Origin of the sequence: Nocardia sp. NPDC050713, assembly GCF_040654315.1 — a bacterium.
GTDB lineage: Bacteria > Actinomycetota > Actinomycetes > Mycobacteriales > Mycobacteriaceae > Nocardia.
In genome coordinates this window covers 138,024-153,061 of the sequence record NZ_JBFAHS010000014.1, presented here as the reverse complement: position 1 = coordinate 153,061, position 15,038 = coordinate 138,024, and the positions used below count along the sequence as shown (strand labels likewise).

The following is a 15,038-nucleotide window of genomic DNA, read 5'->3' as shown; positions in this document are numbered from 1 at the left end:
GGTGTGGACGACAGCGTCGCTTTCGATTTCACGATTCGGCATTACGAGAGAACGGGGCACGCCAGTGGCTGCTGGTCACCGGAGACCGCGCACCAATCGTCTGGTGAGTGGAGTACTGGCGGCGGGAGCGCTGGCCACGGCCCTCTACGCGAGCGGTCCCGCGGTCGCCGATCCCGTGGCACTGCCGGGCACCGCGAGCGAGGCGGTGCAGCGGATGATCGATCTCTCGCGTCAGTCCGAGCAACTCAATCAGCAGGCGCTGAGCGCCCAGGACGAGCTCGACGCCAAACTCGCGGTGCAAGAGGAAGCCGACGCGAAGCTGGCCGCGACCACCCAGGTCGCCGACGCCGCCCGCGCCGAGGTCCGCAAGTTCCAGCCGGTCATCGACCGCACCGCGATCGCCACTTATACCGGCGCGCGTACCAACCGCATGTACGCCGTGCTGGTCAGCGATTCCCCGCAGCAGCTGCTCGACCAGATGTCCACGCTGGACGTGCTCAGCGCGCAGACCGCCGATCAACTCAAAGAGTTCAAGAAGGCGACCGACGCGGCCGAGACCGCCGAGTCCGCCGCACGCGCCGCCGCCGACGCGGCCCGCGGCGCCGCCGAGAAGGCCGAGCAGGTGCGCGCCGATCTGGAGCGCAAGCGCAGCGAGCTGGGCGGCGCGATCGCCCAGGTGATCGAGGCGTGGAGCTCGCTGTCCGTCAAGGACAGGTCCGCGCTGGCCGGATCGCCGTTCCCGCCCGGTTTCGATCGGGACACGTTGCTGCAAGGACTGGTTCCCGGCAGCGGAACCAGCGCGCTGGCCGCCGGGCTCACCCGCGTCGGCGACCCGTACGTCTGGGGCGCGACCGGACCGGACCAGTTCGACTGCTCGGGCCTGGTGCAGTGGGCGTTCAAACAGGTCGGCAAGAACGTGCCGCGCACCAGTTCCGCGCAGGCGTCCTACGGCACGCCCGTGCCGAAGGAGAACATGCAGCCCGGCGACGTGGTGTTCTTCTACTCCGACATCTCGCATGTCGGCATCTACGCGGGCAACGGACTCATGTTGCACGCCTCCACTTTCGGCGTGCCGGTGGCCGTAGCGCCCATGGGGACGACACCGTTCCACTCCGCTAGGCGATACTGATCCGCTATGGAGGGTTGGCGACGGGCACGCGGCTGGTGCATGGCCAAGGGGCGGTGTCAGTTCGTTCTCACCGTCGCGATGATCACCTTGTTGACGGGCACCTGCTGCGCACTGGCGATGGCGCCCAAGTGGGCGATGCCGAAAATCCGCGCGGCCCAGCACGTCTCCACCGAGAGCCTGGGGCAAGCGCCCGCCGACGACCCGCGCCTGGCCGCGGTGCGCCGCACCCTGGAACCGTTCGGGCCGATCGAAACGCTGCGCGTCCCCGGCGGTGACGGCACGGAGTCGCTGGTGGTCGGCCACCCCGGTCACCGCGCCGAGCTCGAGATTCTCGCGCGCGAGCTGCCCGACGCCACGGCCGCGACCACCGAACTGTGGGGACCGGAATGGGCGCAGTCGGCGCTCGTCCTGGTCGCCGCCAATCCGTCGGAGTTCGCCGCGCTGGTGCGCGCGGGAGCCGACATGCCCGAAGAGGTCGCCGCGGCCTCGGTGGCCGATCCGTTCGTGCGGGGCAGCCAACCGACCGGTCAGCGAGTGGTTTTCAGCCCCGACGCGGGTCGGCGCCTATCCCCCGCCGGATTGCGCACGCTGCTGCGCCACGAACTGACGCATATCGCGGCCCGCGCCGTGACCGCCGACGGCGCTCCGCAGTGGATGCTGGAGGGCTTCGCCGAGTACGCCGCCCACCGCGGCGAGGGCCACGCCTTCGCCGACATCGCGCCGACGGTGGTCGCCGCACTGCGCGCCGGGACGCTGCCCGCCGACCTGCCGCGGGACACCGCGTTCGCCGGTGGCACTGCCGTCGCCGCCTACGAGGAGGCCTGGACGGTCTCCGCGTTCGTCGCCGAGAAGTACGACGAACACCGCCTCGTCGAGCTCTACCGGCGCATCGCCGCGGACCGCCTCGACACCGCGGGCGAGGATCGCGTGCTGCGCGAGGTGCTCGGCGTCGGGCGCGCCGATTTCGTCGCGGACTGGCGCGCTTGGCTCTCCGCTCAGGCCATGTGAGCAGGCCCCCGCGCAGCCCGACCGGATCGGCGGCGAGCCGATCGCACCAAGTAGGTTGTCCCCATGGCCCGAACTCTGCTGGTTACCAATGATTTCCCGCCGCGGCCGGGCGGTATCCAGTCGTATCTGCAGACGCTCGTCGGCGAGCTGCCGCCCGACGATCTGGTGGTCTACGCGCCGCGCTGGCGCGGTGACTCGCACCTGAAGTTCGATGCCAAGCAGAAGTTCCAGGTGGTACGCCATCCCACCACCCTGATGCTGCCGACGCCGCTGGTCCTGCGCCGGGCCGCGCGGCTGCTGCGCGACGAGAAGTGCGACACCGTCTGGTTCGGCGCGGCGGCGCCGCTCGCCCTGCTCTCACCACGGCTGCGCCGGGCGGGCGCCGAGCGAATCCTGGCCAGCACGCACGGACACGAGGTCGGCTGGTCGATGCTGCCGGGCGCGAGACAGGCGCTGCGCGCGATCGGCGACCACACCGACGTCGTCACCTACGTCAGCAAGTACACCCGGGGCCGGTTCGCCTCGGCCTTCGGCGCCGGCGCGGCGCTGGAATACCTGCCGCCGGGCGTCGACACCGAGACGTTCCGCCCCGATCCCGCGGCCCGCGCCGAACTGCGCGAGCGCTACGGGCTCGGCGATCGCCCGACCATCCTGTGCCTCTCCCGGCTCGTCCCGCGCAAAGGCCAGGACGTGCTGATCGCGGCGATGCGCGAGATCCGCGATCGTGTCGACGGCGCGGTGCTGGTCATCGCGGGCGGCGGCCCCTACGAGGACAAGTTGCGCGGTCTGGCGGCCGCGCTCGAGGTGAGCGACAGCGTGGTCTTCACCGGCCGGGTCCCGTCGGCCGAACTCGCCGCGCACCACACCATCGCCGACGTCTTCGCCATGCCGTGCCGCACCCGCGGCGCCGGACTCGACGTCGAAGGTCTCGGCATCGTCTACCTGGAGGCCTCGGCCACGGGCGTCCCGGTGGTCGCGGGTCGCTCCGGCGGTGCGCCGGAAACCGTGCTGGAGGGCAAGACCGGCCGAGTGGTGGACGGACGCAAGGTCACCGAGATCGCCGACGCGCTCGTCGACATCCTCGCCGACCGCGACGCCGCCGCGGCCATGGGCGCCGCGGGACGCGCGTGGGTGGAGCAGAACTGGCGCTGGGACACCCTCGGCGCGCGCCTCCGCCACCTCCTCCGCTGAGCGAACCCCGATCAACTACGCTCAGCGGTGTGAGCAGCATTCAGGTCGCGGACCAGACGTTCGTCGCCGCCTCGGGCGCGGCGGTCGCCGAAGTGCTCGATGGTCCGAACAGATGGCGCCAGTGGTGGCCGGATCTCACCCTCGAGGTGCGGGAGGACCGCGGCGACAAGGGAATTCGCTGGTCGGTGTCCGGAGCGCTGACGGGCAGCATGGAGGTGTGGCTGGAACCCTCGCTGGACGGGGTGATCCTGCACTACTTCCTGCACTGTGAACCGCAGGGCGCCGAACGGATGTCGCCGCGCGAGTTGCTCGCCGCCAACCGGGCCCGCCGAGTCGCGGGCAAGAACATGTCCTTCGAGATCAAGGCGCGGCTCGAGGCGGGCCGCCCGGCCGGAGTGACGCCCGCCGCGACACCCGCAGCCTGAGGACGGGCGGCACGCAGGCCGCGCCCGCGCGGCCACTCAACACCGAAAGGAACCGTTGACCACCATGGCCGACCGGACCCAGAGGTCGATCCTCATCGAGGCCCCCTCGCAGCGGGTGATGGCCGTCATCGCCGACCTGGAGTCCTACCCGGAGTGGGTCTCGGCGGCGAAGTCCGTCGAGGTGCTGGACAAGGGCGCGGACGGCCGGGCGCGCACCGCCCGCTTCGTGCTCGACGCGGGCGTCGTCAAGGACACTTACGTGCTGACCTACACCTGGCGCGCCGACGACAAGGCGGTCAGCTGGAAGCTGATCAGCGGTGATCTGCAGAAGGCGCAGGACGGGACCTACGAACTCGTCGACCAGCCCGACGGAAGCACCCAGGTGATCTACGAACTCACCGTGGATCTCAACATCCCGATGATCGGCATGTTCAAGCGCAAGGCCGAGAAGGTCATCACCGATACCGCACTGAAGGAACTGAAGAAACGGGTCGAAGGCTGACCGGGCAGCGCAAGCCCGGCGAGCGGACCCGGCTCGAGCTGTTCGTCGGCAAAGGCGGCGTCGGCAAGACGACCCTGGCGTGCGCCACCGCCATGTCCTACGCCCGCGCCGGGCAGACTGTCCTGCTGGCCTCCCTCGATCAGGCGCATTCGCTCGGCGACGCGCTCGGTTTCCGTTTCCCGCACGATCCGGGCACGGTCACCGGAATCACCAGGGTGCTGCCGGGACTCGACGTCATCGAGGTGGATTCCCTGGCGCTGCTGGAGGATCGGTTCCGCGAGGTGACCCGCATGCTGTCGGCGGGCGGCGCCCATACCCACGACCACGGCATCGATCTGGCCGCGCTCGACCCCGCCGAGCTGACCGGCCTGCCCGGCGTGCAGGAACTGCTGATGCTGGTGGAGATCGCCCAGTTCGCCGACGACGACGAGTGGGACGTCGTCGTCGTGGACTGCCCACCCTCGGCGGACATGCTGCGCATCGTCACCGCGCCCGACACCCTGCTCGGCTACCTGGAACGCATCTGGCCCCCGCACGCGCGGGCGATGAGCACCATCGGCACCGACCTGCGCAAGGCGGTGCTCGCCGCCACCGTGGACCGGATCGTCAAGGCCGTCGGCGCGGTGCGCGACCTGCTCGCCGACCACGACCGCACCGGCGCGCGACTGGTCACCGTCGCCGAGCGGGTCGCCCTCGCCGAGTCCGGGCGGGTGCGTTCGGCGACCGCGTTGCTCGGACTGCGGCTGGACGCGGTGATCGTCAACAAGGTGCTGCCGCCGATGCCCGAACCGACCGGCCCGGCCGAGGAGGCGCATCCCGCGGTGCACTGGTATCACAACCGCAGGGCCGAGCAGTTCGACGTGATCGAGGCGCTCGGCAAGGCCATGCGCGACATTCCGGTGCTGATCGCCCAGCACACCGGCGCGGAACCGGTGGGTCTCGGGTCGCTGCAGGCGCTGTCCTTCGGCGTCGGTTCCGCCGCGTCGGACACCGAAACTGCACCTATGCTGGGCGACAATCCGGCGGAGGTTCGCACACGTTCCGGTGAACCGGTGGTTCGATTGGAATCGGGCACGGGTCTGCATTCGGTGTACGCGATGCGGATGCACCTGCCCGTCGTCGATCCGGCGACGCTGCGACTGGGACGAGTGGAGGACGATTTGATCGTGGGAGCGGACGGTGTGCGGCGCCGGTTGCGCCTGGCGCCGGTATTGCGGCGGTGCACGGTCGACGACGCCGAACTCGACAGCGGCTACCTGGTCGTGCGATTCCGCCCGGACCCGGACGTGTGGCCGCTGACGTCCGAGGGCCGCTGAGATGGAGCGCGAGATGCCGGCCGGCGACGGATTCAGCGAATTCGCCGAGGAACTCAAGCTGCTGGCGGAAGCGGTGCTCGAACGCGTCGAGCCGGTGCTGCGGCGCAGCGCGGCGCAGGGTCAGCCGGACTGGTCGGCGTGCAGCTGGTGCCCGGTCTGCGCGGCCGCGGCGCTGGTGCGCGGGGAGCACCACGACGTGGTCGCGGCCATCGCCGATCACGGCACCGCCATCGTCACGGTGCTGCGCGAGGCGCTGGCCGGGGTGCCGGTGGATCCGCTGCTGCCGGACGACGAGGATGCGGAAAGCGGTGTGGGGCAGCGTCATCCGGGGGGAGACGATGGGACGCGGTCGGATGCGCGGCGCGGCGCCGGGGACGGTCGATCGGGTGCGGCGCACCGTTCGGCTCACCAGCGCACGGGCGCGGCCGATCGACACGACGCCGGGTCCCCCTCGGATGGCCGGAGCACGGCTACATCGCGGGACGGTCACCGGCACGGCGATGCGTCGCGGTCGAGCGGCGCGCATGTTTCCGTCGGTGGCCGGGAGAACAAGGCGGGCGACGTCCGAGGCGCGGCGTCCCGCTCCGGAAATCGACACAGCGACGAGGCCCACTCGAGCGGTCCGCGCAACGGCGCCGCTCGCTCCGACGACGAGCGCAGCGACAGCTCCGGCGCACCGCCCGACCAGCGCACCAACACACCGCTGTCGTCCGACACGCCTTCCTCCGCCCGAAGCAAACGGTCCGGATACGTCGGTATCCCCGTGACGATCAAGGCATGACACACCAGGTGGCAGCCGCGCTCCCGCTGACCGTCGGTATCGACGTCGGCGGCACCAACATTCGCGCCTCGGTGGTGGACGGCGACGGCGAGGTGCTCGACACCGTGCAGTCGCCGACCCCGCACAGCGCACGCGCGCTGGAGGACGCGCTCGACCGCGCCGTGCGCGAGCTGTGCCGCCGCCACCCGATCGGCGCGGTCGGTCTGGCCGTCGCCGGTTTCATCAACGACGATCGCTCCACCGTCCGGTTCGCACCGCACCTGCCCTGGCAGGACGCGCCCGTCGCGGCGCGGCTCGGCGAGCGCCTCGACCTGCCGGTCATCCTCGAGCACGACGCCAACGCCGCGGCGTGGGCCGAGTACCGGTTCGGCGCGGCGGCGGGCGGGCACAACGTGGTGCTCGTCGCGATCGGCACCGGCATCGGGGCGGCGCTGCTCATCGAGGGCAAGCTCTATCGCGGCTCGCACGGCGTCGCGCCGGAACTCGGTCATCTGCAGGTGGTGCCGCAGGGACGGGTCTGCCCGTGCGGCAAGCACGGTTGCTGGGAAAGGTATTGCAGCGGAACGGCGCTCGCCGACACCGCGATCGAGCTGCTGGCCACCGACCCCGGGCGCTCGACGGTGCTGGCCAGGGAGGTCTACCGCGATCCCGGTTCGCTGACGGGTCGTCGGGTGGCGGGCGCTGCCCAGGACGGCGATCCGGTCGCGCTCGCCGCGATGGCCGATTTCGCGCGCTGGCTGGGGCTCGGGCTCGCGTTCGTCAGCGACATCTTCGATCCCGATCTGGTCGTCATCGCGGGCGGGGTGAGCAGTTCGGCTCCGCTGTTCCTCGACGAGGCGCGCGAGGAGTACGCCCGAGCACTCACCGGCGCGGGCCACCGACCGCTGGCTCGTATTCGCACCACCCAGCTCGGCGAAGCGGCGGGCATGATCGGCGCCGCCGAACTGGCCCGCGCGGTGCTCGACGAGCCGGGGCGGCGGCCGTCGCGCGTCGCGCGCAGCGGGCGCTGACTTCGGCGCGCAAGGGCACACCCGTTCGAATCAATCGGCGGCGGAGGGACCTTCGAGAGCCGCTTCGGCCCGATTGTGGTGAGATACACCGCTGTAATTGGATGTGATCTCCAGCCAGCGGTAAAGTCGGCAACTGACGCAGGTTGCCCGCTACTATCCCGGTCCCGGGGGAAGGACGTCATGTTCTACTGGCTGCTGAAGTTCGTGCTCGTGGGACCCTTCATTCGCCTCTACAATCGGCCGACCGTAGAAGGCGTGGAGAACATCCCGGCGCACGGGCCGGCCATCATGGCGGGTAATCACCTATCCTTCGCCGACTGGCTGTTCGCTCCGCTATCGAGCCCGCGGCGCATCAACTATCTCGCCAAGGCCGAGTACTTCACCACTCCCGGCTTCAAGGGTCGCCTGCAGAAGTTCTTCTTCAGCGGCACCGGCCAGTACCCGATCGACCGCAGCGGCGCCTCCGCCGCCGAAGACGCGCTGAACGCCGCGCGCAAGCTGCTCGACGAGGGTCGTCTGGTCGGCCTCTACCCCGAGGGCACCCGCTCCCCCGACGGCCGCCTCTACAAGGGCAAGACCGGCCTGGCCCGGCTCGCGCTCGAAACCGGCGTGCCCGTCATCCCCGTCGCGGTCATCGGCACCAACGAGGTCTCCCCGCCCGGCCCCTTCAAGTGGCGCCGCCGCAAGGTGACCATCAAGTACGGCGCCCCCATCGACTTCTCCCGCTACGAGGGCATGAGCGGCAACCGCTTCGTCGAACGCGCGGTCACCGACGAAGTCATGTACGAACTCATGCGACTGAGCGGCCAGGAATACGTCGACGTCTACGCCCACAGCCTCAAGGGCGTCCCCTCCGGCTCGAAGCCCGAAGCCGCCCGCATCCCCGACACCGCCGCCAGCTGACCTCCCCGAGAACGGCCCCGGAGACCGAAAAGTCCCGGGGCCGTTCTCGTTTCCGCGACGGTATCGTGGCCGCGTGTCGGTGCGTGCGAAGCTATGCGGAATCAGGTCCCAAGGTGATTTGCGGATCGCGATCGCGGCGGGCGCCGACGCGGTCGGTTTCATCGCGGGCGTCACCCACGTCAGCGAGGACGCACTCGACGCCGACCGGGCAGCATGGCTCGCCGGGCAGACGCCGCCGTTCGTCACCAGGGTTCTGGTCACCCATATGGAGAGCGCCGAGGCGATCCTCGAGCTCGCCGAACATGTCGGCGTGGACGCCGTTCAGATCCACGGCTTGGTGACCGACGAGACCGTTCGACAGGTTCGCGCGGCCTCGCCGCACCGGATCATCCGAGCCGTGCACGTCACCGGTCCCGAGGCCGTGGACGCCGCCCGTTCCGCAGCGGCGAATTGCGATGCGGTCCTGCTCGATTCGCGTACGACCGAGCGCCTGGGCGGCACCGGCCGAACCCACGACTGGTCAGTGAGTGCGGCGATCGTCGACGACCTGCGCGGGCTCGGCCGCCCCGTCATCCTCGCGGGTGGCCTGAGCACGGCCAATGTCGCCGACGCCATCCGTACGGTCCGCCCCTTCGCCGTCGACGTCAACAGCGGAGTCGAGCACCCCTCCGGCGACAAGTCCCCCGATGCCTGCGCTGACTTCGTCACTACCGCCCGCCGCTCCTTCTCCTGACCTTCCCTATGTTTCGCACACGAGGCGACCTCGTGCGGCGTACGACGGCAGGGCCGCGGATGACGTTGGTCACAGCGCAAGGCAACGACAAGGTGTCGGTAAGGCGGGGCGGGGAGACTGCGGGGCATGTTCAAGAAGTTGTTGGCGGCGGCAGGGGTCGGCGGGGCCGAGGTCGAGACCGAGTTGTTCACACCGGGCGTGCAGCCGGGCGGGGTGGTCGAGGGCGTGGTTCGGCTGCGCGGCGGACAGGTCGGGCAGGACATCGCGCAGGTCGCGGTGGAATTCGTGACCAGGGCCGAGCAGGAGTACGAGGACCACGAGGGCTTGCGCGACATCGCGTTCGGGCGCACCGGGGTGCACGGTCCGCTGCACCTGCCGCCCGGCGCGGTGCTGGATTTCCGTTTCGCGGCGCGCGCGCCGATGGAAACGCCGATCACGTTCTACAACGGCAGGCATCTGCCGGGCACAGTGGTCTCGCTGCGCACGATCGTGGAGATCCACGGCGCGGTGGACGCCGCCGACACCGACCCCATCGGAGTCGGCGCGCTGCCCGCACAGCACGTGCTGCTGGCGGCCGTGGAGCGCTTGGGTTTTCACCTGCGCAGCGCCGACGTGGAGTCGGGCCGGGTGCACAACACGCCCCAGACATTGCCGTTCTATCAGGAGATCGAGTTCGCCGGATCGCCGCACTATCCGCGGCTGAACCAGCTGGAGGTGACCTTCATCGCCACCGAGACCGGCATGAGCGTCGTGCTGGAGGCGGACAAGCGCGGCGGCTGGATCTCCGAGGGTCGCGACGTCTTCGACGCGCTGTGGGTCGACTACCAGCGTCTCGAGGGCGTCGACTGGGCTGGAGAACTGCACCAACGCCTGGCACGGCTCGCGCACTGAGGCCTCGTTGGTAGCCTTGTCACGCACAACGTCGACGCGGGACCACGGGTAGGGGTGGTCTTTCTCGGCGTGCGAGTGAGGTGACCATGGCCCGCCGCGACAACGGTGGTCGAATTCTGAAGCTGCCCAGGCGTATCGACGCCGAGCCCGCCGGTGATCCGCCGACGGGCCGACTCGCCCGCACCACGAAGCTGGCCGGTCTACCGGTCGCGTTCGCGGGCAGGCGGGTCGCGGGCGCGGGCAAACGCATGCTCGGCCGTTCCGCCGACGAGGTGAACCGCGAGATCCAGGCGCGGACCGCCCAGCACCTGTTCGACGTGCTCGGCGAGCTCAAAGGCTGTGTGGCCAAGCTCGGGCAGCTGATGTCGCTGTACGAGCTGGCGCTGCCCGCGGATTTCGCCGCGCCGTACCGCGACGCGCTGAACCAGTTGCAGGATTCGGCGCCCGCCATGTTGCCCCCGATGGTGCACGCGGCGCTGGCGGCCCAGCTCGGTCCGGACTGGCGCGGGCTGTTCCTGGAGTTCGAGGACCGGCATGCGGCGGCGGCGTCGGTCGGTCAGGTGCACCGCGCGGTGTGGCACGACGGCCGCCGGGTGGCGGTGAAGGTGATGTATCCCGGCGCGCGCGAGGCGGTGCTCAGCGATCTACAGGCGCTGCGCCAGATCGCGCCGCTGTTCACCGCCTTGCTGCCCGGCGCGGATTCGCGCGCGGTGATCGAGGCGCTGTGCGCCTACATCGGCGAGGAGCTGGACTACGAGATCGAGGCCGCGCACCAGCGCAGCTTCGCCGCGGCCTACGCGAACGACCCGGATTTCGTGGTGCCCGACGTGGTCGCGCAACAGGGCGACGTGCTGATCACCGAATGGCTGGACGGCGTCTCGCTGTCGCGGATGGTCGCGCAGGGCGCGCCGTTCGACCGCGACCGGATCGGTTTGCTCGTGCTGCGCTTCCTGCTCTCCGGTCCGACGAAAGCCGGTCTGCTGTACGGCGATCCGCACCCCGGCAATTTCCGCATCATGCCCGACGGCAGACTGGGGGTCGTCGACTTCGGCGCGTGCGCGCCGTTCCCGCCCGGCTACCTGGAGGCGCTGACCGACATCGCCCGCGCGATCCTCTCCGGCGACCCGACCGACCTGGAGGCCGCGATCCGCCGCCGCGGTTACGTCGAACCGGACCGCGCGCTGGACAGCCACACCGTGCTCGAGCAGCTGGCGCCGATGCGCGACGCCATGCTCGACCCGACCTTCCGCCTGACCACCGACTGGCTGCGCAAACGGGTCTCGGCGACGGTGGACCTGAGCCTGTCCAACGTCATCCGCCAGCTCACCATGCCCGCCGAACACACCCCCATGCTGCGCACCTTCCTCGCCGGCGTGAGCGTGATGTCGCAACTCCAGCCCGAACTGCCCCTGCGCACCGAATGCATCCGCTGGTTCCCGGACGTCACCGCGGCCCTCGGCCTGGACGACGCGAATTTTCCGTGGATGCCGGACCGCCCGACCGAACCGCTGCGCCGAGTACGTCCAGCCGCACCGAGCGCACGACTGTCGGTGGCCCCACCTGCCCCAACCACCAACCCGGCCCGGCCAGCAACCGCGCTCGGCCCCGGGGCACCCACCGCGTGCGGACCTGGCGCTGCCGACGAGCCACCGACCAATCGGCCACCCGAACCCTGAACGCCCAACGCCCAACCGAGCTCGCGGCACCCGGTTGCCCGACGGCCGCCCCCTGACAACCGAGCGCGCCGAGCCGCCCGACTTCAGGCACGCGCCGCCGAACCCAGCAGCCAGGTCTGGCGCTACCGACGAACTGAACAGCCGCCGTCGAAACCGCCGCGTGATGGGCGACCACTACCGACGACCTCGGGCGGCAAACATCCGACCCGAGCCGTGAACGAAGGCCGCCGAATGCGCGCGCGACCGACAGTTGCGCCGATGGCCGCCACCGATGGTTCAGTGCGGCGAACGGTTATGCCGAACAAAGCGCGCCGGGCGGCGACCCCACTCACCTGTTGGCCCCGCGGACCACACCCGTTCACCCCGCGTTGAATTCCCTGCGTGAGGGTGAAATCCATGGCTCCCGGTCATTCGGAACTCTCCCGGCGCACCCTGCTGCGCACCTCCGCGCTCGGTCTGGTGGCCGCGCCAGCGCTGGCCGCCTGCGGCACGGACGACGGTCCGGTGCTGGTCCGGCAGCGTCCCACCCTGACGCACGGGGTCGCGGTCGGCGATCCGCGCTCGGACGGCGCGCTGATCTGGGCCCGCTCGGACCGGCCCGCCACGCTGATCGTGGAGACGGCCGCCACCGAATCCTTCGCCGACGCGCGCCGTTTCACCGGCCCGCTGCTCACCCCCGACACCGACGGCACCGGACGCGTCCGCGTCGCCGGTCTCCCTTCCGGCTCGCTGGTGCACTACCGCGTCACCCTCGAAGCCGAGGACGGCGCCACCTCCGAGCCACTGCGAGGCGTGTTCCGCACCGCGCCGACCACCCAGTCCGGCATCAGGATTCAGTGGTCGGGCGACGTCGCGGGCCAGGGGTACGGCATCAACCCGGACCTCGGCGGGATGACGATCTTCGCCACCATGGCCGCGCGCGACCCGCACCTGTTCCTGCATTCCGGCGATGTCGTCTACGCCGATGTCCCGCTCCAGGAGTCGGTCACCCTGCCCGACGGCCGGATCTGGCGCAACACCGTCACCGAGGCCAAGAGCGCGGTCGCGCAGACCCTCGACCAGTTCCGCGGCCAGTACGCCTACAACCTGACCGATCAGAACTATCGAAGGTTCAACTCCTCGGTGGCGCAACTGGTCCAGTGGGACGACCACGAGACGGTCAACAACTGGTTTCCCGGCGGCACCGTCGCCGCGGACAAGGGCTACACCGAACGCAGCATGGACACCCTCGCCACCCGCGCCTGGCAAGCGTTCCACGAGTGGATGCCGCTCGATCCGAAGGAAGCCGTCGACGGCAGGCTGTATCGCAGAATCTCCTATGGCCCGCTGCTGGACGTGTTCGTCCTGGACATGCGCGCCTACAAGGACGCCAACGGCGCCAACACCGCGCCCGAGGGCAGGATCTTCGGTGCGGCACAGACGAAATGGCTGATCGAGGGCCTGCGCGACTCCCGGGCCACCTGGAAGATCGTCGCCAACGACCTGCCGCTCGGCGTGATCGTGCCGGACGGCAAGACCGCGTTCGAGGGCCCCGCCAACGGCGCACCCGGCGCGCCCTCGGGCCGGGAAACCGAGATCGCGCAGGTGCTTTCGGCGATCAAAGCGAACCGGGTGACCGGCGTGGTGTGGCTGACCGCCGACGTGCACTACACCGCGGCGCACCGCTACTCCCCCGAGCGCGCGGCGTTCACCGATTTCGACGAGTTCTGGGAGTTCGTCTCCGGACCGCTCAACGCGGGCGCCTTCGGCCCCAACCAACTCGATCTCACGTTCGGTCCCGAGGCGGTGTTCGTGCACGCGCCGCCCGCGCCGAACACCTCGCCGCTGGACGCCGCCTATCAGCATTTCGGCGAGGTCCACATCGACGGCCGCACCGCCGAACTGACGGTGAATCTGTGCGACGCGACGGGCGCGGTGCTGTTCGCTCAGCGCCTGCCCGCGCCCGGTCGCTGAGCCGCGATCGGAAGCCGATGCGCGCCGTGCCGATTCGGGCGTCCGGCGGACCGATTCCCGAGGTGGACGAGATACGCATAACCGCAGGTCGAAGGGGGTTGTCCGGGTGCGAGGAAAGAGCCTCCGACTTCGGGTGCGCACCGAGCGCCAGACTGTGGTTAGCTGTCGTGCCATGAGCACGCCGCAGTCTGTCTCCGCCGAAGAATATCTACCTCGTGACACCGCGGATGTCGTTCGCACGGTGCGGGATTCACGCGGTCGCGCGGAACGTCTGACGGTCCGCGGCGGCGAGCCGCTCGACGACAACCTGACGCTGCCCGATCAGCGCACCGTGGTCTCGCTGCGCCGGATGAACTCGGTGCTCGACATCAACCTGGGTCGTCGCACCGTCCGCGTGCAGGCGGGCGCCAAGCTCTCCGACATCGACCGCCGCCTCGGCGCGCACGGGCTCGGCCTGCCCATCGTCGGCGACCACCGCGACATCACCGCGGGCGGGTTCGCCTCGGTCGGCGGCGTGAGCAGCGCCTCGCACCGGTACGGGCTGTTCATCGACCAGATCGTGGATCTGGAATACGTCGACCCGGACGGGCGCATCGGCACCTGCGGACGCCACCACCACACCGAGCGCTTCCACCGCATCCTCGGCGCGGGTGGGCGCGCGGGCATCATCACCGCGCTCACCCTGGACGCGGTCGACATCGACAAGGACCACACCTGGCTCACCACCGACGCCGACCGGTTCCTCGATTTCGATTCCTTCGTCGAGCACGCGCATTCGGAGATCTTGCGCCCGGGCAACGCGGCGTTGCAGGTCGGCCGCTGGGTCGACACCGCGCCGCTGAAGGTGGCCCGGCCGGTCGGCACCGGCCACGTGCAGCTCGGCACCGTGCGCTTCGGCCAGTGGTCCAGCCTGTACCCCACCACGCCAACCCGTTCGCTGCGCGCGCGCCGCGAGGTCGGCACGCGTACCCGGAAGTCGTTGGGCGCCATCGCCTCGCACGCGGGCGGCAAGGCGGGCATGCCGGTGCGCAACGCCGCGGCGGGCGCGCTGATGTTCGCCCCCAAGGTGCTCACGCTGCGCGACGCGGAATACCTCGCCGACACCGTGATCAGCTCCTCCGAGCGCGGACCCGCCTATCGCGTCGGCATTTTCGCGCCGCTGTCGACCTACGCCTCGGTGTTCTACCGGCTGCACGACCTGTTCTCCGGCCACCGGGAACGCACCGGCTGCTTCACCGTCATCTCCGCGATGACCTACGGCGTGCGCTCGACCTACCTGCGGTCCGAGGCGGCCGCGCGCAGTCTGCCCGCCGAGGACCACGGTCTGATCACCTTCACCTGCCGGTTGCGTCCGTCCGCGCTGCCCTCGGAACTGCTGCGCGACATCGTCGCCGGAATCGATGAGATCTGCGCGTCCGAACACGCCATGCGCTACGAATCGGCCGATTAGACTGTGCCGCACCGTATTGGTCGCCGAGTGGTAGCTCCGTAGCCACTCGGCGACCGCGGTCGACTCGGCA

General features: G+C 70.4%; 14 protein-coding genes. All 14 read left to right on the top strand.

What is annotated here, in order from left to right:
• The first annotated feature begins 103 nt into the window (after positions 1–103).
• The 14 genes from AB0H49_RS24925 (at position 104) to AB0H49_RS24860 (ending at position 14,968) form a co-directional block, all read left to right on the top strand.
• Positions 104–1,129, top strand: a complete 1,026-nt coding sequence (locus AB0H49_RS24925) for an NlpC/P60 family protein (RefSeq protein WP_357254760.1) — start codon at positions 104–106, stop codon at positions 1,127–1,129.
• A 6-nt stretch (positions 1,130–1,135) separates the two neighbouring features.
• The gene (locus AB0H49_RS24920; protein WP_357254758.1) at positions 1,136–2,137 is read left to right on the top strand and encodes a hypothetical protein; all 1,002 of its coding nucleotides are present in this window, start codon (positions 1,136–1,138) and stop codon (positions 2,135–2,137) included.
• Between the two features lie 63 nt (positions 2,138–2,200).
• Positions 2,201–3,328, top strand: a complete 1,128-nt coding sequence (locus tag AB0H49_RS24915) for a glycosyltransferase family 4 protein (protein WP_355004212.1) — start codon at positions 2,201–2,203, stop codon at positions 3,326–3,328.
• A 29-nt stretch (positions 3,329–3,357) separates the two neighbouring features.
• Positions 3,358–3,753, top strand: coding sequence for a polyketide cyclase / dehydrase and lipid transport (locus AB0H49_RS24910; RefSeq protein WP_357254756.1), 396 nt, complete (start codon positions 3,358–3,360; stop codon positions 3,751–3,753).
• Between the two features lie 64 nt (positions 3,754–3,817).
• Positions 3,818–4,255 carry an SRPBCC family protein gene (locus AB0H49_RS24905; protein ID WP_355004210.1) on the top strand — a complete coding sequence of 146 codons (438 nt, stop codon included), beginning with the start codon at positions 3,818–3,820 and terminating at the stop codon, positions 4,253–4,255.
• Complete coding sequence (locus AB0H49_RS24900; RefSeq protein ID WP_357254856.1) at positions 4,252–5,571, top strand: ArsA family ATPase; 1,320 nt, start codon at positions 4,252–4,254, stop codon at positions 5,569–5,571. The genes AB0H49_RS24905 and AB0H49_RS24900 overlap by 4 nt, the downstream gene beginning before the upstream one ends.
• Before the next feature lie 13 nt (positions 5,572–5,584).
• Positions 5,585–6,352 carry a hypothetical protein gene (locus AB0H49_RS24895; protein WP_357254754.1) on the top strand — a complete coding sequence of 256 codons (768 nt, stop codon included), beginning with the start codon at positions 5,585–5,587 and terminating at the stop codon, positions 6,350–6,352.
• Positions 6,349–7,362, top strand: coding sequence for an ROK family protein (locus AB0H49_RS24890; protein ID WP_355004208.1), 1,014 nt, complete (start codon positions 6,349–6,351; stop codon positions 7,360–7,362). Before AB0H49_RS24895 ends, AB0H49_RS24890 begins: the two co-directional genes overlap by 4 nt.
• 180 nt (positions 7,363–7,542) lie before the next feature.
• On the top strand, positions 7,543–8,265 hold the full coding sequence (locus AB0H49_RS24885; protein WP_355004207.1) for a lysophospholipid acyltransferase family protein: 723 nt from the start codon (positions 7,543–7,545) through the stop codon (positions 8,263–8,265).
• Positions 8,266–8,338: 73 nt separating this feature from the next.
• Positions 8,339–8,998 (top strand): phosphoribosylanthranilate isomerase, encoded by a 660-nt coding sequence (locus tag AB0H49_RS24880; RefSeq protein ID WP_357254752.1) that lies wholly within the window; start codon positions 8,339–8,341, stop codon positions 8,996–8,998.
• Between the two features lie 126 nt (positions 8,999–9,124).
• Positions 9,125–9,889 (top strand): sporulation protein, encoded by a 765-nt coding sequence (locus AB0H49_RS24875; RefSeq protein ID WP_357254751.1) that lies wholly within the window; start codon positions 9,125–9,127, stop codon positions 9,887–9,889.
• 86 nt (positions 9,890–9,975) lie between these two features.
• Positions 9,976–11,565 (top strand): AarF/ABC1/UbiB kinase family protein, encoded by a 1,590-nt coding sequence (locus tag AB0H49_RS24870; protein ID WP_357254749.1) that lies wholly within the window; start codon positions 9,976–9,978, stop codon positions 11,563–11,565.
• 396 nt (positions 11,566–11,961) lie between these two features.
• On the top strand, positions 11,962–13,518 hold the full coding sequence (locus tag AB0H49_RS24865; protein ID WP_357254747.1) for an alkaline phosphatase D family protein: 1,557 nt from the start codon (positions 11,962–11,964) through the stop codon (positions 13,516–13,518).
• A 172-nt stretch (positions 13,519–13,690) separates the two neighbouring features.
• Positions 13,691–14,968 (top strand): FAD-binding oxidoreductase, encoded by a 1,278-nt coding sequence (locus AB0H49_RS24860; RefSeq protein ID WP_355004201.1) that lies wholly within the window; start codon positions 13,691–13,693, stop codon positions 14,966–14,968.
• Positions 14,969–15,038 lie beyond the last annotated feature (70 nt).

Coding starts and splice junctions, on each gene's coding strand:
- AB0H49_RS24920 (WP_357254758.1), top strand. CDS start 1,136: ATGGAGGGTTGGCGACGGGCACGCGGCTGGTGCATGGCCAAGGGGCGG.
- AB0H49_RS24915 (WP_355004212.1), top strand. CDS start 2,201: ATGGCCCGAACTCTGCTGGTTACCAATGATTTCCCGCCGCGGCCGGGC.
- AB0H49_RS24905 (WP_355004210.1), top strand. CDS start 3,818: ATGGCCGACCGGACCCAGAGGTCGATCCTCATCGAGGCCCCCTCGCAG.
- AB0H49_RS24895 (WP_357254754.1), top strand. CDS start 5,585: ATGCCGGCCGGCGACGGATTCAGCGAATTCGCCGAGGAACTCAAGCTG.
- AB0H49_RS24890 (WP_355004208.1), top strand. CDS start 6,349: ATGACACACCAGGTGGCAGCCGCGCTCCCGCTGACCGTCGGTATCGAC.
- AB0H49_RS24885 (WP_355004207.1), top strand. CDS start 7,543: ATGTTCTACTGGCTGCTGAAGTTCGTGCTCGTGGGACCCTTCATTCGC.
- AB0H49_RS24875 (WP_357254751.1), top strand. CDS start 9,125: ATGTTCAAGAAGTTGTTGGCGGCGGCAGGGGTCGGCGGGGCCGAGGTC.
- AB0H49_RS24870 (WP_357254749.1), top strand. CDS start 9,976: ATGGCCCGCCGCGACAACGGTGGTCGAATTCTGAAGCTGCCCAGGCGT.
- AB0H49_RS24865 (WP_357254747.1), top strand. CDS start 11,962: ATGGCTCCCGGTCATTCGGAACTCTCCCGGCGCACCCTGCTGCGCACC.
- AB0H49_RS24860 (WP_355004201.1), top strand. CDS start 13,691: ATGAGCACGCCGCAGTCTGTCTCCGCCGAAGAATATCTACCTCGTGAC.